Annotated in this window: 23 protein-coding genes; 10 read left to right on the top strand and 13 right to left on the bottom strand. The window is 69.4% G+C overall.

Features of this window, described 5'->3' with window-relative positions:
- Window positions 1-12: 12 nt before the first annotated feature.
- A complete protein-coding gene (locus tag AC6R2M_RS02545; RefSeq protein ID WP_500485202.1) occupies window positions 13-915 on the top strand; it encodes an N-formylglutamate amidohydrolase in 903 nt (300 codons plus the stop codon).
- Window positions 912-1,703 carry a histidinol-phosphatase gene (gene hisN, locus AC6R2M_RS02540; RefSeq protein WP_500485200.1) on the top strand — a complete coding sequence of 264 codons (792 nt, stop codon included), beginning with the start codon at window positions 912-914 and terminating at the stop codon, window positions 1,701-1,703. Before AC6R2M_RS02545 ends, hisN begins: the two co-directional genes overlap by 4 nt.
- Here hisN and AC6R2M_RS02535 read toward each other — a convergent pair.
- From AC6R2M_RS02535 to AC6R2M_RS02525, 3 genes are all read right to left on the bottom strand, one after another.
- Entirely contained in the window at window positions 1,693-2,745 is a 1,053-nt protein-coding gene (locus AC6R2M_RS02535; protein WP_500485198.1) for an alpha/beta fold hydrolase, read from the bottom strand. The two genes, hisN and AC6R2M_RS02535, sit on opposite strands and share 11 nt — an antisense overlap.
- 100 nt (window positions 2,746-2,845) lie before the next feature.
- The gene (locus AC6R2M_RS02530) at window positions 2,846-4,951 is read right to left on the bottom strand and encodes a GumC family protein (RefSeq protein WP_500485196.1); all 2,106 of its coding nucleotides are present in this window, start codon (window positions 4,949-4,951) and stop codon (window positions 2,846-2,848) included.
- A gap of 129 nt (window positions 4,952-5,080) precedes the next feature.
- Window positions 5,081-6,115: an endo-1,4-beta-xylanase gene (locus AC6R2M_RS02525; protein ID WP_500485193.1), complete on the bottom strand. Its 1,035-nt coding sequence runs from the start codon at window positions 6,113-6,115 to the stop codon at window positions 5,081-5,083.
- A gap of 58 nt (window positions 6,116-6,173) precedes the next feature.
- Here AC6R2M_RS02525 and AC6R2M_RS02520 point away from each other — a divergent pair, with 58 nt between their 5' ends.
- Window positions 6,174-7,523 carry a lipopolysaccharide biosynthesis protein gene (locus AC6R2M_RS02520; protein WP_500485191.1) on the top strand — a complete coding sequence of 450 codons (1,350 nt, stop codon included), beginning with the start codon at window positions 6,174-6,176 and terminating at the stop codon, window positions 7,521-7,523.
- Here the strand turns inward: AC6R2M_RS02520 and AC6R2M_RS02515 are convergent.
- Window positions 7,495-8,382 carry a DUF6492 family protein gene (locus tag AC6R2M_RS02515; protein WP_500485189.1) on the bottom strand — a complete coding sequence of 296 codons (888 nt, stop codon included), beginning with the start codon at window positions 8,380-8,382 and terminating at the stop codon, window positions 7,495-7,497. The two genes, AC6R2M_RS02520 and AC6R2M_RS02515, sit on opposite strands and share 29 nt — an antisense overlap.
- Entirely contained in the window at window positions 8,379-9,563 is a 1,185-nt protein-coding gene (locus AC6R2M_RS02510; RefSeq protein ID WP_500485187.1) for a glycosyltransferase, read from the bottom strand. Before AC6R2M_RS02510 ends, AC6R2M_RS02515 begins: the two co-directional genes overlap by 4 nt.
- A 168-nt stretch (window positions 9,564-9,731) precedes the next feature.
- Here AC6R2M_RS02510 and AC6R2M_RS02505 point away from each other — a divergent pair, with 168 nt between their 5' ends.
- Window positions 9,732-10,712, top strand: a complete 981-nt coding sequence (locus AC6R2M_RS02505) for a glycosyltransferase family 2 protein (RefSeq protein ID WP_500485185.1) — start codon at window positions 9,732-9,734, stop codon at window positions 10,710-10,712.
- Entirely contained in the window at window positions 10,681-11,982 is a 1,302-nt protein-coding gene (locus tag AC6R2M_RS02500; RefSeq protein ID WP_500485183.1) for an O-antigen ligase family protein, read from the top strand. Before AC6R2M_RS02505 ends, AC6R2M_RS02500 begins: the two co-directional genes overlap by 32 nt.
- 2 nt (window positions 11,983-11,984) lie before the next feature.
- Here AC6R2M_RS02500 and AC6R2M_RS02495 read toward each other — a convergent pair whose 3' ends face one another.
- Window positions 11,985-13,148 (bottom strand): acyltransferase family protein, encoded by a 1,164-nt coding sequence (locus AC6R2M_RS02495; RefSeq protein WP_500485181.1) that lies wholly within the window; start codon window positions 13,146-13,148, stop codon window positions 11,985-11,987.
- Window positions 13,149-13,288: 140 nt separating this feature from the next.
- Here AC6R2M_RS02495 and AC6R2M_RS02490 point away from each other — a divergent pair, with 140 nt between their 5' ends.
- From AC6R2M_RS02490 to AC6R2M_RS02475, 4 genes are read left to right on the top strand one after another with little or no spacing between them, the layout of a single operon-like run.
- A complete protein-coding gene (locus tag AC6R2M_RS02490) occupies window positions 13,289-13,762 on the top strand; it encodes a DUF2948 family protein (RefSeq protein WP_500485179.1) in 474 nt (157 codons plus the stop codon).
- A 34-nt stretch (window positions 13,763-13,796) separates the two neighbouring features.
- A complete protein-coding gene (gene hisD / locus AC6R2M_RS02485) occupies window positions 13,797-15,104 on the top strand; it encodes a histidinol dehydrogenase (protein WP_500485177.1) in 1,308 nt (435 codons plus the stop codon).
- Window positions 15,101-15,571 (top strand): UPF0262 family protein, encoded by a 471-nt coding sequence (locus AC6R2M_RS02480; protein ID WP_500485175.1) that lies wholly within the window; start codon window positions 15,101-15,103, stop codon window positions 15,569-15,571. Before hisD ends, AC6R2M_RS02480 begins: the two co-directional genes overlap by 4 nt.
- Before the next feature lie 58 nt (window positions 15,572-15,629).
- Window positions 15,630-16,088, top strand: a complete 459-nt coding sequence (locus AC6R2M_RS02475; protein ID WP_500485173.1) for an arsenate-mycothiol transferase ArsC — start codon at window positions 15,630-15,632, stop codon at window positions 16,086-16,088.
- A 110-nt stretch (window positions 16,089-16,198) separates the two neighbouring features.
- Here the strand turns inward: AC6R2M_RS02475 and yihA are convergent, their stop codons facing one another.
- The 5 genes from yihA to rpmH form a co-directional block, all read right to left on the bottom strand.
- Window positions 16,199-16,864 carry a ribosome biogenesis GTP-binding protein YihA/YsxC gene (gene yihA, locus AC6R2M_RS02470; protein WP_500485171.1) on the bottom strand — a complete coding sequence of 222 codons (666 nt, stop codon included), beginning with the start codon at window positions 16,862-16,864 and terminating at the stop codon, window positions 16,199-16,201.
- Window positions 16,861-17,496 (bottom strand): CatB-related O-acetyltransferase, encoded by a 636-nt coding sequence (locus AC6R2M_RS02465; protein ID WP_500485169.1) that lies wholly within the window; start codon window positions 17,494-17,496, stop codon window positions 16,861-16,863. The genes yihA and AC6R2M_RS02465 overlap by 4 nt, the downstream gene beginning before the upstream one ends.
- A gap of 81 nt (window positions 17,497-17,577) precedes the next feature.
- Complete coding sequence (gene yidC, locus AC6R2M_RS02460; RefSeq protein ID WP_500485167.1) at window positions 17,578-19,374, bottom strand: membrane protein insertase YidC; 1,797 nt, start codon at window positions 19,372-19,374, stop codon at window positions 17,578-17,580.
- A complete protein-coding gene (rnpA, locus tag AC6R2M_RS02455; protein WP_500485165.1) occupies window positions 19,374-19,751 on the bottom strand; it encodes a ribonuclease P protein component in 378 nt (125 codons plus the stop codon). Before rnpA ends, yidC begins: the two co-directional genes overlap by 1 nt.
- Window positions 19,752-19,776: 25 nt before the next feature.
- Window positions 19,777-19,911 carry a 50S ribosomal protein L34 gene (gene rpmH, locus AC6R2M_RS02450; protein WP_500485163.1) on the bottom strand — a complete coding sequence of 45 codons (135 nt, stop codon included), beginning with the start codon at window positions 19,909-19,911 and terminating at the stop codon, window positions 19,777-19,779.
- 340 nt (window positions 19,912-20,251) lie between these two features.
- On the opposite strand from rpmH, the gene AC6R2M_RS02445 reads away from it, so the two are divergent.
- Entirely contained in the window at window positions 20,252-21,751 is a 1,500-nt protein-coding gene (locus AC6R2M_RS02445) for a sensor histidine kinase (RefSeq protein ID WP_500485161.1), read from the top strand.
- Between the two features lie 148 nt (window positions 21,752-21,899).
- Here AC6R2M_RS02445 and AC6R2M_RS02440 read toward each other — a convergent pair whose 3' ends face one another.
- Together AC6R2M_RS02440 and AC6R2M_RS02435 are read right to left on the bottom strand one after the other, a co-directional pair.
- Window positions 21,900-22,814: a class I fructose-bisphosphate aldolase gene (locus AC6R2M_RS02440; protein ID WP_500485159.1), complete on the bottom strand. Its 915-nt coding sequence runs from the start codon at window positions 22,812-22,814 to the stop codon at window positions 21,900-21,902.
- Window positions 22,815-23,082: 268 nt separating this feature from the next.
- Window positions 23,083-23,976, bottom strand: a complete 894-nt coding sequence (locus AC6R2M_RS02435) for a hypothetical protein (RefSeq protein WP_500485157.1) — start codon at window positions 23,974-23,976, stop codon at window positions 23,083-23,085.
- Window positions 23,977-24,167 lie beyond the last annotated feature (191 nt).

Raw genomic sequence — 24,167 nt, 5'->3', positions numbered from 1 at the left:
CGGAACGCCGCCTTGCCCTATCCCGCCCCGACCCTCGAGACGCCGGCCGGTCCCTGCCCCGCCTTCGAGGTCTTCGAGCCGCAGCGGCAGACCACGCCGCTGGTCTTCTCCTCGCCGCATTCGGGCCGGGCCTATCCCCTGTCGCTGCTGGAGGCGACGCGGCTGAAGGGCGCGGCGATCCGGCAGTCCGAGGACCTCTTCGTCGACAGGCTCTTCGACTTCGCGCCCGCGCTGGGCGCCCCGCTCCTCGTCGCGCGGTTTCCGCGCGCCTATGTCGACGTCAACCGCGAGCCCTACGAGCTCGATCCGCGCATGTTCGACGGCGAGCTCCCGAGCTACGCCAACACGGGCTCGGCGCGCGTGGCGGGCGGGCTCGGCACGATCCCGCGCATCGTGGCCGAGCGCCAGGAGATCTATTCGGGCCGGATCGGCCGGGACGAGGCGCTGGGGCGGATCGAGACGGTCTACCATCCCTTCCACACCGTGCTCGGCGAGCTTCTGCGGCGCACCGTCGCACTCTTCGGGATCGCCATCCTCGTCGACTGCCATTCCATGCCGTCCACCGTGCGCGCCCTGCCCGGCCGCCGCCGGCCGGACATCGTTCTCGGCGACCGATTCGGCACCAGCGCGTCGCCGCGCATCGTCGCCATGGCGATGGAGCGCCTCTGCGCGCTGGGCTGGGAGGTGGCGCGCAACAAGCCCTATGCGGGCGGCTACATCACCGAGAAATACGGGCGTCCCCGCGCCGGGACCCACGTCATCCAGCTCGAACTCAACCGATCCCTCTACGCCGACGAGGAAGCCCTGATGCCGCTCCCCGCCTTCGACGAGGTCCGCCAGCAGCTCTGGACCTTCGCCAGCTTCTTCAGCGCCGAGATCGAGTCCGAACTCGACCGGCCGGCGGCGGCGGAATGAGCCGCGCCTTGGCCGCGGGCGGGCCCGACGCCGCCTTCCTCCTCGAACTCGCCGACCTCGCCGCCCGCCAGACGCTGCCGCGCTTCCGTGCCGGGACCGAGATCGCCAACAAGCTCGCGCAGGGCTTCGACCCGGTGACGGAGGCGGACCGCGCCGCCGAACGCGCGATCGTGGAGCGCATCCGCGAGCGCTTTCCCGACCACGCCATCCTCGGCGAGGAGTACGGCGCGTCCGGCGAAGGGCCGCATCGCTGGGTCATCGACCCGATCGACGGCACGCGCTCCTTCATCTGCGGCGTTCCGCTCTGGGCGACGCTGATCGGACTGACGGTGGACGGACGGGCGCGCATGGGCGTGATGAGCCAGCCCTTCACCGGCGAGGCCTATGTCGCCGACGGCTCCCGCGCGGTCCTGCTTCATGGCGGCGCGGAACGCTCCCTGCGGACGCGCTCGGGCGTTTCCCTGTCCGAGGCCATTCTCTTCACCACCGACCCGACGATCTACGACGAGGAAGGCACCGCGCGCTTCGAAGAGCTGCGTGCCGATGCGCGGCTGACGCGATACAGCGCCGACGCCTACGGCTTCGCGCTCCTGGCCTCGGGACAGGTGGATTTGTGCGTCGAAGCGCCGGTGCAGCCCTACGACATCGTGGCGCTGATCCCGATCATCGAGCAGGCCGGCGGGGTCGTCACTAGGTGGGACGGGAACCGGGCCGAGGAGGGCGGACCGATCCTGGCCGCCGGAAGCCCGGCCCTTCACGAGGAGGCGCTCGCGCTCCTCAACCGTTGAGCGCGGCGGCCGCGTTCTCGGCGACCTGTTCCTTCAGCGTCTCCAGATCGCGCAGGACGGCCTCCTCGCTGCCGGCCGGCGGCGCGATGGGGGTGACGGAGGCGACGAAGCCCTCGAAGGCGGCGAGGAACTGCTCGCGCACCTCGTCGCGCTCTTGGAGAAGTTCGTGCCGCGCGTGGGGAATCGAGAGAACGTGACCGGACCGCATGCGCCAGGCCAGACGCTCGGCGCGCGGCGAATCGACCACCCGGTCGGCGCCGGCCGTGACGAAGAGCGTCGGCAGATGGAGCGTCGCGATCACGTCCGAATCGTCGATCCGTCGCATTTCTCGGAAACAGGCGTGCAGCCAGCGCGCCGTCAGGCTCCTGACGAAGAGATGCGGCGCCGCTTCCACCAGCCGGCGGTTGCGCTCGGCCCGCACCGGATCGCTGGTCAGCGTGTTGTCCGCGAGCGTCTGCGTGCCCCCGCTGCGCTCCACCCGTCGGATCGGCACGCGCCCGAGGCCGATCCAGCGCATGATGGCGACGGTGAGGGCCAGGGGGCCCCGCCCCGGCGCGCCCGGGCCGACGCCGACCAGCGGGGCCGACAGGACCATGCGCTCGAAGCGGCGGACGAGCTTCGGGACGGCGGCCAGCGCCACCAGCCCGCCCATCGAATGCGCGAGGACGACGTAGGGCGCGCGGCATTCCGGCACGAGGACCGTCTCGATGAAGGTCTCGAGATCGCGGACATAGGTCTCGATGCCGTCGACATAGCCGCGCGAGGCGTCGCGGATCTGGCGGTCCGAGCCGCCCTGCCCCCGCCAGTCGAAGGTCGCGACGGCAAAGCCGCGCGAGGTCAGATCGCCGATGGTCTCGAAATACTTCTCGATCGTCTCGTTGCGCCCGGCGAGCAGGAGAACGGTGCCTCGCGCCGCACGCTCCGGTTTGGCCAGCGCGTAGCGCAGCCGCTTGCCGTCGCGCAGCCTCAGCCAGCCGCCGGTCAGACCCTCCGGTCGCGGATTGCCGTCGATCTCGACGAAGTCGGGCGTGCTGGCAGCCATGGACGGCTCCGTGGAATGGCTCATCCGGATTAGAGCATCGCACCGCCGGGCGAAAGCGCGCCGTCGCGCCGGGGAGCCCGCCCTCACGGACAAGGAAGCGTCAGAGCCCCTCGCCCGTCTCGGCATCGCGGCGGCGGCGCATCTCCGCGATGGTGCGGCGATCGCCGCGCGTCAGGCGTCGGATCGCCTGCGAGACATGCGCCTCGTCGAGAGGCGCGGAGGCGACGTCGCGGCGCGCGCCGATCTGGCGGATGCGTCGCCGAAGCTTCTCGCGCCGCTCCGAGGCGGTCTCCCCGTCCTCGCCCCCGGCTTCGGGCACGGCATTCTCGTCCACGGCGGACGGCTCGGCCCGAGGCGTTTGCGCTGGCGGCTCGGCATTCGGCGCGTCCGGCGTGGCCGGCGCGGATGTCGCGGCGGGCTCGCTCGCTCCCTCGGGCTTCACCGGCGGCTCGTCGGCAGCGTCCGGCTTCAGGCTCTCGTCCGGCGCCGAGGCGCGATCTTCGGCCGGCTGCGGCACCGGGACGACGGGCGGCACGGTCTCCGCGGCCCTGCGCGGCTCAGGGTCGACCGGCTCGGACGAAGCCGAGCGGTCCGCCGCCCGCGCCCGCAGGGGATTGTCGACGGAACGCGCGCGCGGTTCGGGCTCGGCGGGCGCCTGCGGTGCAGGCTTTGCGGCCGGCGGCGGCAGGGCCGTCCAGACCGGACGGTCGAAACCCTCGCCGCCCGGCGTCTCGGGAGCGGCCGGAGCGAAGGCCGGGCGGTTCGCACGGGCCCGCAGGAGCTGCGAGATCGCCGACAGGAAGGCGAGGCCGACTCCCAGGCCGAGGCCGAGGATGCCGCCCGCCGCGACGACGAGCTTGCGCGAGGAGGAGGCCGGCTGGAGCGGCGGCGTCGCCTCGGAGATCGTGCGCACGTTCAAGGTGTTCAGGCTCTCCTGCTCCCCGAGTTCGCGCGAGCGCAGGAGATAGGCCTCGTAGACGGCGCGCGAGGCCTCGACCTCCCGCTCCAGCTCGCGCAGCGCCACGAAGGATTCGCTGGTCTCGAACTGCTGGCCGCGCAGGCTTTCGATCTGCGTCGACAGGTCGCGCTCGGTCTCCTCGGCGCGCGCGAGCTCGGTCTGGGCGGCGGAGACGATCCGGCCGAGTTCGCCGGCGATCGCCTGGCGCGTGGAGGCCAGGCTCTCTTCGCTGGCGATGCGCTGCGGGTGGCGCGGGCCGAAGCGCGCGGACAGGATCGCGTTCTGCTGCTCGGCCTCGGCGAAGGACTGGCGCAGCCGCACCAGCGAGGGCGAGGACAGCTCCTCCGGGAAGGTGCCCTGGACCACGTCCTCCACGCTCGTCTGCCGCATGGATTCGGCACGGACCCTCAGCCCCGTGATCTCGGCGCGCACATTGGCGAGCTGATTGTTGATGCGAAGAATGAACTCGTCGTCGATCAGCCGGCCGCCGACGCCCAGAAGCCGGTTCTCTGCGCGGTAGCGCTCGACCGCCTCCTCCGCCTCGCCGACCCGCTGGCGAAGCTCGACGAGCCGCGTCGAGACGAGGGCCGTGGCGTTGCGCGCCGTCTCGGCCTGGGCGCGGACCTGCTCCTCGACGAAGGTCTCGGCGACCCGGTTGGCGAGGTCTGCGGCCTTCCCCGGATCGCGGCTCTCGACCGTGACGGTGATGACGAAGCTGTTGGCGTTGCGCGCGGCCGAGACGTGGCGGCGCAGATTGTTGAGGGTGACGAGGCGCCGTCCCTCCTCGGTCACCGGCGCGGTCTCGCTCGATCCGAGGAAGGCGATCGAGGGGATGAAGCGGTCGAACGGCCCCTCGGCCGTGCCGTTGAATTCGGGGTCCTGCGTCAGGCCGGCCTCGTCCACGACGCGTCCGAGGACGGAGGAGGATGTGATGACGGCGATCTGGCTCTGGATCAGCGCCAGCGCGGCGTCGGAGGCGAGGCCGAGCGGCGTCTGCGTCACCTCGTTCTGAACGAGGTTCACCCCGCGCGGATCGAGGATGAGGTCGGTGGCGGCGTAGTAGGTGCGCGGAATCTGCAGCGCCAGGAAGACGCCGATCGCCGCGCCCAGGATCGCCAGGAGGAGGATCCACCACTTGGCCTTCCAGATCCGCCAGATCACGAAGAAGGGATCGAGGATCGGCGCGCCCGTCTCGGCCGGCGCGGCTCGGCGGGCCGGCTGGTCGGGAGTCTGCTGACTGGTGAACATGTCGCGCGGGTCCCGCCTCGGTCTGGTCTTTCGCAAAGGTTACCCGCGACTTTCCGCGATCATGGAAAAGAAACGGTTAAACCTCCGGCTCGGACGCTCATACAGGATCATGCCGGACGGGGTCGAGCGTCAGGCCGCCTCCCGCAGCCTGCGTCTCAGGTCGCGGTACCACGCCTTCTCGCGCATGTCGGCATCGAGGGGATGGGAGCGCGAGGGCGTGCCGTCGTCGCGCGGCATCACGTCGTCGACCCAGGTGTAGCGGTCCGTCAGACCCCAGGCGATGACGGCGCGCGGCGGACGGCCCGGCAGGACGGCGCCCATCAGGTCGGAGACGATGCGTCCCGCCGCCTCGTCCTGCGCCTCCGGCCCACCCTCGATGCCGTATTGGATGACGTCGAGCTCGGTGACGATCACGTCCACGCCGAGCCGCGCGAGATCCTCCTTGAAGCGGGCGAGGCCTTCGACGTCGATCCGGTAGTGGGCGTAGAGATGCGCCTGCAGCCCGACGGCATCGACGCGCAGGCCCGCATCCTGGAGCTGGCGCACGATGTCGAGCATGACGCGGCGCCGCGCGTCGTAGCGCTCGCCGGTAAATTCCAGATCGTAGTCGTTGATGACGCAGCCGGCCGAAGGGTCGGTCCGGGCGAGCGTCTGGAAGGCCAGCGGTATGTGCCGCTCACCGAGAAGCCTTCGCCAGACCGTGTCGCGCAAGGGGCCGCCCGGATGACCGCGCGGATCGTTGGCGATCACCTCGTTGACGACGTCCCAATCTGTCAGCCGTCCACGGAAATGATCCGCCGTGCGCTCGATATGCTCGATGAGCACCGCCTCCGCCTCTCGCGCGTCGCTCAGAGCGTCGAGCCAGGGCGGGTTGGTGGACCACCAGACGAAGGCGTGTCCCCGCGAGCTCCTGCCGTTGTCGAGCGCGAAATCGACCAGCCGGTCGGCCCGCGAGAAGTCGAAGACGCCGCGCTCCCACTGGACCAGGCCGAACTTCAGCTCGTTCATCGGAGGGACGATGTCGCAATGCTCGAGGAAGGCCCGCCGATAGGACGCATCCTCCAGATGCTCGTGCTGGATCGCCCCGCCGAACGGCACGCCCCGGCCTTGCGCGGCGACCGGCCGGCCCGGCAGGCTCAAGGCCGCCGCCGCGCCCATTCCCATGAAGGAACGACGCGTTAAACCCGTCGCACTATCCTCGCGCGCGGGGGAGGCTTGTCGGGTGAGCGTCCGGTTCAACGGCGGCCTCGCTTTGGAGCATGTGCGAATGGGTTTCAGGGACGTCTGGCGGCAGGGGTTCAGGTCGGGTCTCGGCGCCGCCGGCAGCTATGCGAAGCTCCTGAGCGGAGCGGCAGGGCGTCTCGTTCTCTCCCTCCTCTATTTCGTCAGCGTCGCCAACACGCTTTCGGTCGACGAGTTCGGCCTCTTCGCGACGGCCGCCTCGGTCGGCATCGTGCTCTCGCGCGTCGGCGGCCTCGGCTTCACATCGCCACTCTATCGGATCGCCACCGGCAAGAAGAGCCTGATCGGGGTCTACTCGGCCGGACTGATCGCCGCGACGCTCGCGTCCCTGCCGCTCGTCGCCGCTCTGGGTCTCGCCTTCTATCTCGCGCTCTTCTCCGGCGAGATGGCGCTTTCCAGCTTCGTCGCGATCCTGTGCGCGGAAGTTCTGTTCTGGCGCACGCTGGAAACCGTCTGCATCGTCAACAACGGCATGCGCCGCTTCGGGCGCGGCGCGCTGATCGTCATCATGGGGTCGAGCATCCGCGCGCTCGCCGCGCTCGCCTTCGCGCTCCTGTCCGACGGGTCGCTGGCGGTCTGGGCGCTCGTCTATCTGGCTGCCAACGCGCTCGCCGCGCTTCTGGCGGTCGCTCTCTTCTACCCGAGGGTGCGGCTGCGCTGGGCGCCCCGCCTCTATCTGGCGCGCTCGCGCGACGCCGTCGCCGTGGCCGGCGCCGAGATCGCCTTCTATCTCCAGTCCGAACTCGACAAGCTCCTGGTCCTGGCGCTCGGCGGACCCTACACGGCGGGCATCTACGCCATCCTTATGCGGCTCATCGACCTGACGGCCCTGCCCGTGCGCTCGGCCAACACGCTCATCGTCCAGCGCCTGATGGTGTCGGCGGACTGGCTTTCCTCCTGGACCAAGCGCTGGACGATCGAAGGCGCGATCGCCTTCGTCTCCGTGGGCGCCATGGCCGCCATGGGCATCGTCCTGCAGATCGAGCCTCGTATTCTCGGCGACAACGTGTCGGACGCCGCGCCCTTCCTGCTGCTGGCGCTTCTCGTTCCCGCCTTCCGCAACCTCGTCGAGTACGAGAGCGAACTTCTCTACGCGCGCGGCAAGACGGGCGTGCGCGTTCTGATCCTCGTCCTTCTGACGATCATCAAGGCCGGACTGATGAGCATGATCCTCATGGCCGACATGGACGGCACGAGCTGGGTTCTGGGCCTCAACGGCGTCTTCGCGACGCTCTGGCTAGTCTCGGCCGCGGCGAGCTACGCCGCCTACGACTGGACGGGCGGGCGGAGCCCGCGTTCCGTCAGCCGAGCCCCGCTGCCCGGCGAATGAGCGCCGTGTCGGTTCCGATGAAGGACTGGATGCAAAGGGCGGCCTCCTGCGGCGCCATCGCGTCCAGAAGCCCCTCGATCTCCCGCGAATCCAGCGCGGCCCCGGCCCAGCGCACGCGCGCCAGAGGCCGGTCGGTCGGCGCATGGCGGTCCGGACGATCCTCCGCCTCCTCCACGAACCGGCCATAGATCGTGCATTCCGACAGGGCGCGCGAGGCGGCGAGCGCGCGCATCGCAGAGCGCTTCGTCGTCGTCTCGATGCGCGCCAGCATCTCGCGCACCGTGTCGCCCCGCCAGGGGACGAGCGTCGTGATGTAGCCGGTTCGCGTCTCGGGGGCGTCGAGCCCCAGCAGCCGTCCCGCCCGGCGCGACCAGTCCACGTGCTCTCGTTCCCGCCCCTCGTCCACCGCGTCGATTCCGTCCGGCACGCGGTAGAAGCGGAGGCGCTCGCCGTCAAAGAGCGAGCGCGCGTCGAAGTCCTTCACGAAGACGACGTCGGAATCGCAGGAGAGCATCGCCGCCTCCGCCATCTGTCCGGCGAAGGCGATGCGGCGGAGCTGCTGGGCGTGCCAGCCCCGCAGGGGCAGGCCGAACGGGTGGAGCCAGAGGCGCCGCGACGGGCTCAGCGGGTCGGCGACGGACCGCAGCCATCGCGGCAGGAGATCGCGCTCGCCGACGACATGGCGGCGCGGCCCGGCCAGGCGCGCGAAGAGCTCGCGGTCCCGCTCCTCGACGAGAAGGTAATGCGCCGTGTGGCCGCTGGCGCGCGCGTCGATCGAGTCGCAGAGAAGCCGGCAGCGATCGAGATCGCCGCGATAGGTCGAGGTCACGAGGGCGACCGAACCCGCCTGCGCGCTCAAGCCCGCCGCTCCCGCAACTCTCGGACCTTCGCCAGCAGGCCCATGCCTCGCATCGCGGCGGCGCGCGCCTCGTCCCGGCGCCGGGCAGCAAAATCACCGCCCCCGCCGCGCGTCAGACGTTCCGCGCGCTCGGCTTCGACGCCGGCCGCGAGCGCTTCGGCGAACGCAGCGGGATCCTCCGTCACGCTTAGAGTCCCCGGACGCTCGCCCTCGATGCCGCGCAGCGCGAGCGGCGTCGCAACGGCCGGCAACCCCTCCTCCAGCATCTCCAGCGTCTTGAGCTGGACGCCGGTCCCCGCGGTCGTCGGCAGGGCGAGAATGCGCGAGGCATGGATGAAGGCCTGCGCGTCCGGCACGCGCCCGAGGAAGGCGACATTGGCGGGAACCGGCGGACGGCCCTCGATCTGCCCCGCGATGGCGATCGACATCGTCGAGGGGAGACGGGGAACGACCCTCTCCAGGAACCAGTCCAGACCGGCGCGGTTCGGCGCCCAGCTCCAGGTGCCGATCAGCCCGATGTCATGCGTCCGCCTTCCGTCGTCGGGACGAGGGGCACGGCCGAGCGAGAGGGGCAGCGGGATCGCACGCTCGCTTCCCGCCAGCCCCAGCATCTGCGCGTCCTCGCGGGTCAGGGTGTGGACCGCCGACGCCGAGCGGCAGAGCCCCGCCTCGACCGCGCCGACGAGCCTCGCCTCCCGCTCGAAGAGAAGCCGCTCGTGAAGGCCGCTCGCGCGCGCGGCGTTCTGACGCGCCGAGACCGCCTCCACATTGTGCGCGACGAAGACCGAAGGGGCCACATCGACCAGGAAGGGATAGGCCGCCGGCATCTGGACGGAGTTCAGGATCACCCCGTCGAACGCCCCCGCCGCAGAAAGACGTTCGAGAAGGCTTTCGCGCGACAGGACGCGCAGCTTGGCACCGGCGACGGGAAGCCCGAGACGCAGGGCGCGAAGGACCCACGCCGCCTTTCGAGCGGCGCCAGCGCCCGCATTCTCGATCACGAGATCGCCGAGCAGGATTTCGTCTTCGCGCGGCGAAGGCCCGCCCGGCCGGCGGAAGCCCACCTTGGTCAAGCGGACGCCGGCATCCTCATAGGCCCGCATGATCGCCGCATTGGCGATCTCAAAGCCTGTCCGGGGCTCCGGTTCGGGCAGCAGGGAGGAGATGAACAGGCAGTGCATGTCGCTCCGGGCGCCGCTCGTATCGGGACGAAGCTGTGAAGGGGCACCGTCGATTGTGTCAATCCTCCAGTCCCCGTTCAGGGGACGCACCCTGGGTTGCCGCGCCCGGGTTTCAGCATCCTTTAGAACATTAGGGCGCAGTATGGTGCCGATCGACCGGGGACCATCATGAGTGCAGGCGTGAGCATCGAGTTGGCCTCGCCCGGTCTGGACGCCGGCGCATACGATCTCGTCGTCACCCTGCCGACCTTCCGCCGTCCGGGCCACCTCGCTCTGACCCTCACCTCGCTGGCGCGCCAGACGACCGGCCGGCACATGGGGGTGATCGTCATGGAGAACGATTCGGAGGGCCGCGAGGGCATCGAGGCGGCACGCCCCTTCTTCGATGCCGGCGACCTTTCCGGGCTCGTCATCCTCGTGTCCGAGCGCGGCAACTGCTCGGCCTACAATGCCGGCTGGGAGACGGCTCTGGCGTCCTTTCCGGCAATGAAGCACATTGCCGTGATCGACGACGACGAGATCGCCGCGCCGGACTGGGCCGAACGGCTTGTGCGGACCGCCTCCGATCTCGGCACCGACATCGTCGGCGGCCCTCAGGTTCCGGTCTTCGCCAGCGAGCGCGGCGAGCGCTACCGGCGCCATCCGGTCTTCACCCCTCCGCACGAGCGCACGGGCCGCGTGCCGATCCTCTATTCCTCCGGCAATGTCCTGATCGCGCGGCACGTTCTGGAGACGATGCCCCGCCCCTTCCTCGACCCGTCCTTCAACTTTCTCGGCGGCGGTGACAGCGACTTCTACGCCCGGTCGAAAGCCGCCGGCTTCTCCTTCGGCTGGTGCGCGGAAGCGGTCGTGCGCGAGACCATGCCCGAGCGGCGGACCGAGTTCTCCTGGCTTCACGCGCGCGCCTTGCGCAACGGGGCGATCTCGTCGATCATCGAGCAGCGTCAGGCGCGGGGCCTCGGCGGACGGCTTCGCTCGCTGGCCAAGAGCGGCGCGCTTCTCGCCGCGGCGCCCTTCCGCTCGGCCAGCCTCGGCATCCGGACCCGGTCGGCGGTGATCGGCCTCTATCACCTGCAGATCGCGCTCGGGCGCTTCCAGGCCGTCCTCGGGGGTGTGAATGAGCAATATCGCCGCCCCGAGGCCAACTGACGCGGCGCTGCGCGACGAGATCGTCGCGACCGTCCGCACGCTTCTGGGCGCGGTTCTTCTCACCGCCCTCCTCGTCACGCTGACGCCCTTCGTGACCGTGCCGACCGGCACGGGCCAGCAGGGCAACATCGTCAACCAGCTCGGCTACGGCCTTCTGGCGGCCATCGCGCTTCTCGGCCACCTTCTCTTCACCGACCGGCGCGTCGTGCTGTCGCTCCTGCGCCCGGTCTGGATCGTGACGATCCTCTGGTACGCGGTGACGACCGCGCAGGCCGTCGAGCCGGAAGGCGCACGGCGCGCCTACGCCTTCATGGTCGCGGCGATGATCGCGGCGACGGGCGTCCTCTGCCTGCCGCCGACGGTGCGCGCCTTCCGCTTCTGCCTGACGGTCGCCTGCGCCACGGTGCTGGCGCTCTCCTATTTCGGCGTGGCTGCGCTGCCGGAGATCGGCGTCCATTCCTTCTTCGGCCCCGAGGGACACCACGGGGGCCTCTGGCGCGGCGTCTACAGCCACAAGAACATCGCGGGCGCCATGATGGCGGCGCTCTTCTTCGCCGGCATCTACCTCCTGCGCTGCCGGCAATGGCTGACCGGCGGGGCGATCGCGGGCCTCTCGCTCCTTTTCGTCCTGCAGACCGGCTCGCGCACGGCCGCGCTCCTGCTCCCGGCCGTCGCGGTCTCCATCGTCGGCGCCCGGCTGATCGGCGGGAAGCTACTGGCGGCCTTCGGCGTGGCGATGCTCGTCTTCGGCCTCGCCGCACTGACGATCGGCCTGACCGTCTCCCCCGCCCTCCAGGCGGCCCTGACGCCGATCCTGCCGGACCCGACGCTGACGGGACGCACCTTCCTCTGGGCTTACGCCTTCGATCTTTCGGAAGGGCGGCGCTGGCTCGGCTTCGGCCTCGATTCCTTCTGGCGCGCGGCGACGGTTTTCGCCAGCGAGCCGAGCCGCGAGCTCGCCTGGGACCCGCGCGGCGCCGCCAACGGACATTCCGGCTACATGGACCTGCTCATTACGAGCGGCATTCCGGGCCTCGTTCTCGGCGTCCTGACGCTCGTCGTCCTGCCGCTGGTCGACTATGCGCGCACCGGCAGCGATCGGGAGACCGTGCGCCTCGCCGATCTCTTCCTGATGATCCTCGCCTTCCTGCTCCTGAACGCCTTTCTGGAAAGCTTCTTCTTCGAGCGCGGCTCGCCGATCTGGATGACGCTGTGGATCGCCGTCGTCGGCCTGCGGCTCGTCTCGGTCCGGCGGCTGTCAGCCGGCTGATCTCAGGCGCGCGCTGGGGCCGGGGCCGACTTTCGGCGCAGCGACAGGCGCTGGCCGGGCTTCTCGACGAAGCGCCAGGTCAGCGCGCTCATGGCGAGCGTCCCGGAGATCAGGACGAGCATGGCGATTGCGGCTTCGAGATCGCCGCCGGCCACGATCGAGCTGCCGTCCGGCAGATCGCGCATCAAGGCGATGCCGGTGACCGCCTCCACCGCGCTCGCGCCGTTGATCGCACGCGAGATCACGAAGGCGTGGGTCATGTAGACCGAATAGGAGATCAGCCCGAGGAAGGCGAAGGGCGCGGTCTTCAGCAGGCGGCTCAGAGCACCGCCTTCATGGGCGAAGACGAGGAGCGCGTAGCCGAACACGAAGGGCGCGGCGAGCGAGAGCGGCGTGGTTCCGGCGACAACGACGAAGACGATGACCGAGGCGACGCTCGCCACCTCCGCCAGCGTCCAGGCGTGGCTCGGCAAGGGTCGAGCGCCCGTGCCGCCGAGGCGGGGCCAGACGACGAGGCGCAGGAGCACGCCGAGCGAGAAGCCGTAGAGGCAGCGCAGCCAGCCCCAGACCACCGTAACGTCGATGTGCCCGACGGCGGCATGAAGGCCGAGCGGCGCGAGGATCAGCACGGCCAGAAGCAAGGGCTTCAACAGACGCGGGACCAGGACGAGCACCAGCGCGAAGAGCCCGTAGGCCACGAGTTCGGCGGAGATCGACCAGCTCGGATAGTTCCAGCCGAGCCGGTCCACCGTTCCCAGCGAATGGGTCATCGTCAGATTGGCGAGGAGCGCGCCGAGCCCGTTGCCGCCCGTGAAGGCCGCGCCCGGCCCGCGCACGGCCAGCATCGCCAGTTCGAAGGCGACGAAGAGGGCCAGCATGAAGAGATGCAGCGGATAGACCCGCTTCAGCCGCGAGAGCGAGAAGGCGGCTGCCTCGCTCCAGCTGCGGATGCGCGTCGCGAACGCATGGGCGATGACGAAGCCGGAGAGGACGAAGAAGAAATCGACGAAGAGAAAGGCGTGGCGCACGAACGGCGCCTCCCCGATCGTTCCGGCGACCGGCGCGTGAAGGAAGACGATCATCAGCGCGCAGACGCCCCGCCATCCGTCGAGCGCGGCGAAGCGCCGGACGCCGTCCGGCGGCATGGTCGTGCGCGCCTCGATCATCTCACCCGCCTCCGGCGCTCCGTTCGGCCCCATCCTATGGCCGCGCCGTTAAAGCCGTCTTGCCGCAGCGGCAAGGTGGCCTTGGCGAGGCCCCGCGCTATTCTCCGCCCTGCCTTCGAACGCATTCGGGAAGACGACGCATGGCGGACCTCAAGCTCCTCGCCCTCGACGCCGAGGATCTCGGGATCGTCTCGGCGCACTGTCAGGACGCCGTCGCGCTGAGCGCGGAGATGAGCTTCTCGCCTCGCGACGGGCGGTTCGTCCTCGTCATGAACCGCTTCGTCTGGGAGAGCGCCGAGCGCCCGCGCCGCTTCGCCTTCTCCCGCAGGCGGGACTACGAGCGGCGCCGCTCGGTGCTTCATTTCGACCGCGTGACGCGGGTGCGCCAGTCCGGCGTCTCGATCGGTGATCTAGAGCAGGTCGTCTCGCTGCTCGCCATCCGCTTCGAGCCGGCGGAAGAGCCGTCGGGGACGGTCGAGCTTGTCTTCGCCGGGGGGGCCGGGGTAAGGCTCGACGTCGAATGCATCGAAGCGCAGCTCACCGATCTCGGCGCCGCCTGGAGCACGACGAACCGGCCGGATCACGACCGGGACGACCCGGCGCTCCTCCGCTGACGGCAGGCGCGCGGGATCTGTGACGGGAAGCGCCTTGCCGGTCAGACTGAACCTCTCCGACGCCGCCTTCGAGCGCGACTTCACGACGCTTCTCGGCTCCAAGCGCGAGGCCTCCGAGGATGTGGAAGCGGCCGTTCGGGCCATCGTGGCGGACGTGCGCAAGCGCGGCGACGAGGCGCTGATCGAGTACACGGCGCGCTTCGACGCGCTGGAGCTGACGCCGGACACGCTCCGCGTGCCGGCCGCCGAGATCGAGGCGGCCTATGCGAACGCGCCCGCCGACATCCGCGATGCGCTGCACTTCGCCCATTCGCGCATCCTGTCCCATCACGAACGCCAGCGTCCGAAGGACGACCGCTACACCGACGCGACGGGCACCGAGCTCGGCTCGCGCTGGACGGCGGTTCGCTCGGTCGGGCTCTACGTGCCCGGCGGCGCGGCGAGCTATCCCTCCTCGGTCCTGATGAACGCGGTGCCGGCCAAGGTCGCCGGCGTCTCGCGCGTCGCCATGGTGGTGCCCGCGCGAAAGGGCGAGTTGAACCCGCTGGTCCTCGCCGCCGCCCGCATCGCGGGCGTCGACGAAATCTGGCGCGTGGGCGGCGCGCAGGCGATCGCAGCCCTCGCCTACGGCACGCAGACCATTTTGCCCGTGGCCAAGATCGTCGGCCCCGGGAACGCCTATGTGGCGAGCGCCAAGCGGCAGGTCTTCGGCGCGGTCGGCATCGACATGATCGCCGGACCGTCCGAGGTTCTGGTGATCGCGGACGGGCAGAACGATCCCGACTGGATCGCGGCCGACCTTTTGGCGCAGGCCGAGCACGACGAGGCGGCGCAGTCGATCCTGATCACCGACGACGCGGCCTTCGGGGCGCGGGTCGAGGCGGCGGTGGAGCGCCAGTTGCGGACGCTGCCGCGCGAGGCGACGGCCCGCGCCAGCTGGAACGACTACGGCGCGGTGATCCTCGTCGAGGACCTTGCCCGCGACGCCCCTCCGCTGGCCGACCGCATCGCCGCCGAGCATCTGCAGATCGCGACGGAAGACCCGGACGCGATCTTCGCCTCCATCCGCGATGCGGGCGCGGCCTTCCTCGGCCGTCACACGCCCGAAGTCGTCGGCGACTATGTCGGCGGCTCCAACCACGTCCTGCCTACGGCGCGCTCGGCCCGTTTCTCCTCCGGTCTCTCCGTGCTCGATTTCGTCAAGCGCACCTCGATCCTGAAGCTGACCCCCGAAGCGCTGCGGGCGCTCGGCCCCTCGGCCGTGACCCTCGCCCGGTCCGAGGATCTGGAGGCCCACGCGCGCTCCGTCGCCGTCCGCCTGAACCTCGGAGCGCCGTCATGAGCGAACACGGACGTCTGGTCTCCGTCGATCTCGACGCCTCGATCGGCCGCGCCTCGGCCGACGCCGAGCACGAACGCGCGGTCGCCATCGTGGACCTGATCGAGGGCAACCGCTTCGAGCCGGTCGGCGCCGAGGGCGGCCGCTACCGGCTCAATCTCAGCCTTGCCGACAAGCGTCTGGTTCTGGACATACGCTCCGAGGACGGCGCGCCGATCGCCACGCACATTCTGTCGCTCACGCCTTTCCGGCGCATCATCCGGGATTACTTCCTGATCTGCGACAGCTATTATGCGGCCATTCGCACGGCGACGCCGTCGCAGATCGAGGCGATCGACATGGGGCGTCGTGGCGTCCACAACGAGGGCTCCCAGATCCTGAAGGACCGGCTGGCCGGCAAGGTCGAGCTCGACGGGGAGACCGCGCGGCGCCTGTTCACGCTGATCTGCGTGCTGCACTGGCGCGAGTGAGGACGGGCGTGCGTCGCGTTTCCCGCCTCACCGCTCCGCTGGCCTACGGATGGCGCCCTTGAGCGCGCCGGACGAATCGGCCTGCCGCCGACCCGGCTCCATCCTGTTCGTCTGCGGCATGAACGCCATCCGCTCGCCCATGGCGGAGGCGATCGCGCACTCCCTGATGCCGAACGTCTACGTCGCCTCGGCGGGCGTCAAATGCGGCGAGCGCGACCCCTTCGTGGACGTCATCCTCGCCGAGAACGGCCTGAAGCTCGGCGACTTCGTGCCGCGCTCGCTCGAGGAACTGGGCGACGGCTATTTCGACCTGATCGTCACCATGTCGCCCGAGGCCCATCACGTCGCCCTCGACCGCGCGAGCGCCGACGCGGTGGCGATCGAGTTCTGGCCGATGCCGGACCCGTCCGTGGTCTCCGGCTCCCGGCAACAGATCATCGACGCCTATCGCGATGTCTTCCGCCGCATCGAGGAACGGCTGATCGCCTTCCGGGACGAGGGTCCGGCGAAAGCCTGAAGGCTTCGCGGCATCGGCCCAGGAACCGGGATCGCTTTTCGGAAAGCCCGATGCTCAGATTCAAGAGAAGGTCGAGCGACCTTTGCGCGTCCGAGCGGACGCACGCTACTCTAACGCTCCATCAGGGAGGCGATGGCGGCCTGAAGGTCGGTCAGGCCCGCCCCCTTCTCCGACGAGGTCGCGATGATCTCCGGATAGGCGGCCGGGCGCTTGCGGATGGCCTCCTGCGTCGCCGCCATGAGCTTCGGCACAGCCAGCGCGGAGATCTTGTCGGCCTTGGTCAGGACGATCTGGTAGGACACCGCCGCCTTGTCGAGGAGCGCCAGCACCTCCTTGTCGTTCGTCTTGATCCCGTGCCGTGAATCGATCAGCACGAAGACGCGCTTGAGCGTCGCGCGCCCGCGCAGATAGTCGAAGACGAGCTTGGTCCAGGCGTCCACTTGGTCCTTCGGCGCCTTGGCGTAGCCGTAGCCCGGCATGTCGACCATGGCGATGGGGGGCAGATCGTCGCCCTGCCCCGAATAGCCGTCCGGCACGAAATAGTTGAGCTCTTGCGTGCGTCCCGGCGTGTTGGAGGTGCGCGCCAGCCCCTTCTGCGACACCAGGGCGTTGATCAGCGAGGATTTGCCGACATTGGAGCGCCCCGCGAAGGCGATCTCCGGCGGCCCCTCCGGCGGCAGGAACTTCATCGACGGCACGCCGCGGATGAACACCCAGGGCCGCGCGAAGAACAGGCGCGTCGCCTCCTGCGGCTGGTCCGTCGTCGTCTCGCTCATGCGCGCTCCAATGCTTCGATATCGTCCGACCGTATGGCGGGCAGGTTCGCGGTGATCTTCGCGATCGGCCAGTCCCACCAGGACAAGGCGAGCAGCCGTTCCACGTCGCCGTCCGAAAAGCGGACCCGCCGCACCCGCGCGGGGTTGCCGGCCACGAGAGCATAGGGCGGGACGTCCCGCGAGACGACCGCACGGGCCGCGACGATCGCGCCCGATCCGATGGTGACGCCCGGAAGGATCGTCGCCCCCTCCCCGATCCAGACGTCGTTCCCGACGACCGTGTCGCCCTTCAGCCCGTCGGTGACCATCGAGAGGTCGAAGCCTGCCTCCCAGCCCTGGCCGAAGATGTTGAACGGGTAGGTCGAGGCGCCGCCCATCGCATGATTGGCGCCGTTCATCACGAAGGTCGCGCCCGACGCGATCGCGCAGAATCGGCCGATGACGAGGCGGTCGCCGAGAAACTCGTAATGGTGGGTGACGTTGTTCGCCTCGAAGCCCAGCGCGTCCACCGGGTCGTCGTAATAGGTGTATTCGCCGACCGAGATGTTCGGCCGCGTCACCAGCGGCTTCAGGAAGACGATGCGCGGCTGTTCCGGGACGGGATGAAGGGCGTTCGGGTTGGGGCCCAGCATGTGTCGTCCTTTCTCCTGCGTCTCAAACGTCGAAGGGCGGGCTTTCGCCCGCCCTTCCGATCGGTTCACGCCTTAGCGGCTCTAGGCCTTCTTCTTGCGTTGGAACGTGGCCCTCAGATTGTCCCAGAGCTCGATCTTGGCCCCGTTCCGCTTCATGATCACCGATTGCTGGATGATCGAGAGGAAGTTGTTCCACGTCCAGTAGATCACCAGACCGGCCGGGAAGGTGGCCAGCATGAAGGTGAAGATCACCGGCATCCAGGTGAAGATCATCTGCTGCGTCGGGTCCGGCGGCAGCGGGTTCAGCTTCATCTGGATGAACATCGTGATGCCCATCAGGATCGGCCAGACGCCGATCATCAGGAACATCGGCAGATCGATCGGAATCAGGCCGAAGAGGTTGAAGATCGATGTCGGGTCCGGCGCCGCGAGGTCCTGGATCCAGCCGAAGAACGGCGCGTGACGCATCTCGATCGTCACGTACAGGACCTTGTAGAGCGCGAAGAAGACCGGAATCTGCACCAGCACGGGCCAGCAGCCGGCGGCCGGGTTGATCTTCTCCTCCTTGTAGATCTTCATCATCTCCTGCTGCTGCTTCATACGGTCGTCGCCGTATTTCTCGCGCAGCTCCATGAGGCGCGGCTGGACGCGCTTCATGTTCGCCATCGACTTGTAGCTCTTGTTGGCGAGCGGGAAGAAGATCAGCTTGACGAGGACCGTCACGAGCAGGATCGAGATGCCGAAATTGCCGGTCAGCATGAAGAACCAGTCGATGACGTAGAACATCGGCCGGGTCAGGAAGTGGAACCAGCCCCAGTCGATCAGCTGCGAGAACCGGTAGATCCCCAGATCGTCCTCGTAGGACTGGATGAGGCCGACGACCTTGGCGCCGGCGAAGACGCGGCTGGTCACCTCGGCCTGCGCACCCGGCTCGATGGTGACCGGCTGGGAGAGGTAGTCGGACTGGTAGAAGGCGCGGCCATCGCCCGAATAGCGGAAGTTCGGCTGGAAATTGCCGGAGGTCGCGTCGGGGACCAGCGCGGTGGCCCAGTACTTGTCGGTGATGCCGAGCCAGCCTCGGTCGGCCGAAGGCGGCGAGACGCGCCCGTCGTCCTCGATGGAGGAGTAGCTGAGCTCGGTGAGGCCGTCTTCGCCCAGAACGCCGATCAGGCCCTCGAAGACGACGAAGGCCGAGGCGACTTCCGGCTTGGAGAAGCGGATGACGCGGCCGTAGGGCGACAGCGTCACGGCGGCGGACCCTTCGTTCAGAACGCTGTCGTTGACGGTGAACATGTAGTTCGCGTCGACCGCGATCTCGCGCTCGAAGGTGATGCCCTGCGGATTGGTGTAGGTGAGCTGGACGGGCGTCTGCGGCGTCAGCGTCTGGCCTTCGGCGGCCTCCCAGCGCGTCGCCGGACCGGGAAGGTCGCCCACGTTCTGGCCCGAATAGCCGAACTCGGCGAAGTACCCGTCCGCGCTCGCCTCGGGCGACAGGAGGACGATCATGGGCGAATCGTCGTCGACCGTCTCGCGATAGCCCTTGAGGGACAGATCGTCGAGACGGGCGCCCTGCAGGTTGATCGAACCGGTGAGCTGCGGCGTGTCGATCGGAAGGCGCGGCGCCTCGACGGCGGCCGCGTCCTGCGTCGCCGGGTCCGGTGCGTCGCCCGGCAGCGGAACGCTTTCCGCGCCCGCAGGCAGGAAGGCCGTGTCCTGCGGCGCGCCGGCCGGCACGGTCGGCGTCTGCAGCGAGCCCTCGGGCGCGGTCACCTGCGCCTGCTGCTGGTCCACGCGCGGATTGATGACGAAGAACTGCCAGCCGACGAGCACAACGACGGAAAGCACCATCGCGATGATGAAGTTGCGGTTGTTTTCCATCACAGCTCGCTTGCCGGGGACGGTCGCGCGGGTGCGCCTGCCGCGCCGGGAGAGGCGGTTTTGCGGAACCGCCGGGAGAGTTCGCGCCCGATCGCCTCGAAGGGCGCGCCGATGATGTCCGGCCGGGCGACGATCACATAGTCGAAGCCCGAGGCCATGTCAGCCCCGGCGGACGTGCGGATGGCCTCGCGCAGGCGCCGCCGGATCCGGTTGCGGACGACGGCGTTTCCGACCTTGCGCGTGACGGTCAGGCCGTAGCGCGGCGGAGCGTCGTCCCGCCGGTCCAGCGCTTCGATGAAAAAGAATGGGCCGCCCAGACGACGGCCCTTGCGCGCGGCGAGGAAGTCCGCACGCACCTGCAGACGGGCGTGCGCCATGCCTCGGCCGGGAGACGCTGCCGTCTTAGGCCGACAGGCGCTTGCGGCCCTTGGCGCGACGCGCCGCCAGGACGTTGCGGCCGCCCGGCGTTTCCATGCGCGCACGGAAACCGTGGCGACGCTTGCGGACGAGCTTGGAGGGTTGGTAGGTGCGCTTCATATTGCCATATCCGCGGACCGTGCCACGGCTCCCTCGGATTCGGGGTCGATGATGTTCGCGAGCGTCACCAAACTCGGGCACGCCATCGGCGTTCCGAGACGAAGGGTTCCGCTCCGGTGGGGAGCTTATAGGAAATTGAGGCGCTCGAAGTCAATGCGTCGCATAAGCGTGCCGAAAAGCCTCGATCGGCCGTCATTTCACGCGTTCGTGCATCGCAAAAGCCGGATCGGACGTTAATGCCGTCGAACCGCCTGGAACATACGGAGTCGCAGGGTTGAGAGAAGGTCGCGGGAGAGAGGAGGCGAGCGCTCCGACTCGTCCACTCGCCGTACCGGCCGACATGCCGCGCCGTCTGTCGACGCGTCTGGTCTGGATCACCATGATCTCGATCCTCCTGGCGCAGTTCGTCATCTTCGTGCCCTCGATCGGCAACTTCCGGAACGAATGGCTGGGCCACAAGATCGAGGCGGTCGCGGTGGCGAGCTTCGCCTCCGGCCAGGGGAACGGGATCGAAGGCCCGATGCTCTCGCCCGAGCGCGAGGCCGAGCTCCTTCGCTCGCTCGACGCGCAGCTCATCGCGGTCCAGGCCGGCGGCGCGCCGCGCCTCCTGGCGCGCCTGCCGGAGGTCAGCACGATCGGGCGCGAGATCGTGCTCGACGAGGAGACCGCCCTCGGCACCGTCTTCTCTGCCATGAAGTCCATGCTGGGGGACGGGCGCGAGGTCATCCGCGTCATGGGGCCGATCGGGGACGGCTCGATGCGCGCCGAGGTCGTGATGGAGGTCGGGGCGCTGCGCGACGATCTGCGCGACTTCGCCCGGGAGTTCATCCTGATCGCCCTCATCGTGGCGATCTTCGCGGGCCTGTTCCTCAACATCGCGCTCGACCGGCTGCTCGTCGGCCCCATCCGCCAGATGACGGCTTCCATGATCCGCTTCGGCGAAAAGCCGGAGGATCCCGAGCGCATCATCGTCCCGAGCCCGCGCGAGGACGAGCTCGGACTTGCCGGACGCGAGCTGCAGCGGATGCAGACGACGCTGGCGCGCACGCTGCGCGAGCGTCGCCATCTGGCCGACCTCGGCCTCGCCGTCTCGAAGATCAATCACGATCTGCGCAACACGCTGGCGTCCGCGCAGCTCGTCTCCGATCGCCTCTCCGACATTCCCGACCCGGACGTGCAGCGATTCCTGCCCACGCTCATCCGCAGCCTCGACCGCGCCATCGGCTACACGCGCTCGGTCCTCGCCTACGGGCGCGCCGCCGAAGCGCGGCCCGTGCGCCGCAAGCTGCGGCTCTTCGCCCTGGTGGACGAGATCCTCGACAATGCGCGGGCCGAATCCGGGTCGGACCTCGAATTCGTCAACGCCGTCCCCGAGGACCTCGTCATGGAGGTCGATCCCGAGCAGTTCCACCGGGCGCTCGCCAATCTCGTGCGCAACTCCCGGGAAGCGCTCGAACTCGACGCCACACAGGGGCTGGTGAGGCGCATCACCGTCGGCGCCTCGGCCGACGAAGGCGCCACGCTCGTCTATGTGGAGGACACGGGGCCCGGCCTCTCCGCCCAGGCGAAGGAAAGCCTGTTCCAGGCCTTTCGCGGCTCCACGCGGTCCGGCGGCACGGGGCTCGGCCTCGTGATCGCCGCCGAGATCGTCGAGGCGCATGGCGGGCACATCCGGCACAGCGACTGGACGGCGCCGGGCGCGCGCTTCGAGATCGAACTGCCCCGCGCGGGCGACGGCGAGTCACGCCGCACGGAATCGCGCCGCGCGGCGCCGAGCGGGGCCAGGGGCCGAGCCGATATTGCTCCTGCAGGCGACCCGCAGCCCAGCCCGGACCGCTGAGGCCGCTCCGGACCAATCGTCCAGGCGCTGCCTCGCGCCCCCTCCCCGAACGCGAACGGCCGAAGCCGGGGGACCCGACTTCGGCCGCGCGATTCGCATGCGACGCCCCCCTCGCGAACCGTTCGATCGCGAGGGGACGGGCCGGCGTTCAGCGATAGAGGTCCATGACCTCCGACAGGAGCTTCAGCGCGTCTTCGCGCGAGCGCTGGAAGGAATTGCGGCCGATGATCGAACCGTTGCCGCCGCCTTCGCGGATCGCACGGACCTCGTCGAGGAGCTCCGAGGTGTTCTTCGCCGCGCCGCCGGAGAAAACGACGATGCGCTTGCCGGCGAAGGAGGCCTGCATGATGTGCTTGACCCGCTCGGCCTGGGTCGAACGCGGAATGTCGTTCTTCTCGTAGGTCGACTTGGCGTCGGCGAGGTCGACATGGTCGGCCGGCAGCTTCACCTTGATGATGGTGGCGCCGAGGAGCGCGGCCATGTGCGCCGCATAGGCGATGATGTCGAGACCGGTCTCGCCCTCCTTGGTCACCTTCCCGCCGCGCGGATAGGACCAGACGACGGTCATCAGGCCGCGCGACTTCGCCTGCAGCGTGATCTCGCGCAGCTCCTCCATCATGGCATAGGCGTTGTCGGAGCCCGGATAGATGGTGAAGCCGACGCCGACGCAGCCGAGGCGCAGCGCGTCCTCGACCGTGCCGGTCAGCGCCTGGTCGCCCGCACCGGCGGCCAGCGAGTTGCCCGAATTCAGCTTGAGGATCAGCGGGACCTCGCCGGCGAAGGTGTCGGCGCCCTGCTCCAGGAGACCGAGCGGCGCGGCATAGCCGGAGACGCCCGATTCGATCGCGAGCTCGTAGAGATAATGCGGATCGTAGGCGGCCGGGTTCGGCGCGAAGGACCGAGCCGGCCCGTGCTCGAAGCCCTGATCGACGGGCAGGATGACCAGCCGGCCGGTTCCCGCCAGCTTCCCGTGCATAAGAAGCCGCGAGAGGTTCGCCTTCAGGCCGGGGGTCTCGCCCTCGTACCAGGAGAGGATCTTGCGGACGGTTTCGGTTCTCTGCATGGGGCCTCGCGGATGAATGGCGACCGGCCGGCGGGAGGCCGGCGTCTCGAAAGGTGGGACTCGCGTTCTGGGCAAGCCGGCCCGTCGCGTAAAGGCCTTCCAAGCCCCTGCTCCGACCTCAAATCGGTTGAAAGTTCGTCGGCGGGACCGCGACCCGATCCGACGGCCGTGCAGAGACGAAAAAAGCCGCCGACGACCCACTGAAGGATCATCGGCGGCTCGATGCCGAAACGGAGGGCGGCGGTGTGCGCCGCCCCCGATCGCCGTCTTAGGCGTACAGGCTGTGGACACGCTCCGGGCGGCCGACGACGCCGCCCAGGGCCGCGACGATCGCGCCGAGGAGCAGCACGAAGAAGGCCGCGAAGGCGGTGGTCGAGACCGCGTCCGCCGCCGTCGCCGCAGCCGCCTGCACCTCTTCGACCGTCTGCTCGTACTGCGCCTGGAACTGCGTCAGGCGCTGGTCGGCCTCCTGCTGGGAGATGCCGGCCTGCGAGGCGATGACCTGAACCGCCGCCTGACGCTGCTCGGGCGTGGCGTCTGTCTGGACGCCCGCGAAGATCTCGCGGAGCGCCGCGCCCGTGTCCTGCTGGCCGGTCGCCTGACGCGCGTCCTGTGCGGCGTCCTGCGCGGCGCCCTGGACCTGCTGCGCGGTCTGCTGCGCCTGCTGCTCGCCCTGCGCCAGGAGGCCTTCGGCCTGGTCCTGCAGCTCCGGCGGCAGATTGTCGAGCGAGTCGGGGACGACGGCACCGGCGGCACCGCCGATCGACTGGGCGACGGAGCCGACCGCGCCGAAGGCGCCCGTTACGATGGCCGAGGCGCCCGAGGCGACGAGCCAGACGGCGACGAGCGTGGCCACGGCCCAGGTGACGAGCCCGTGGATCGCCGAATCACGGCGCGAGAAGGTGCCGGCCATGCGGGCGGCGACATAGGCACCGGCGAAGATCGACAGAAGGATCGTCACGCCGGCATAGATGCCGGCGCCCGAGGACAACGCCGTCGCGGACGGCGTGCCGCCGCCCTGCGGATCGACGGTGGCGAGGCCGATCCCGAGCCCCAGCAGCCCGAACATCACCTGAAGGACGAGGGCCAGGATCGCGCCGGCGATGATGGCACCCCATGAAATACGACGAAGGCCGGCTGCGCCGACCTCATGCTGGACCACGTGACTCATTTCGTTGAACTCCAAAACAGCCGGCCGTACAGGCTCGAGACGGAGAAGTGGAACAGGCCGAACGTCTTTCCAGCGGCGCGCAAGTACCGGCAAACGATTGCAATCGAGCCCTGCAAGCACATTTGCTTGAAGCCGGCGGCCCGGCGTCTTCATTCCGACGCCGTGGTGGGATAGCGCGCGAG

The organism is Aureimonas sp. CAS (genome assembly GCF_059838215.1).
This window is presented reverse-complemented; position numbering and strand designations above follow the sequence as displayed.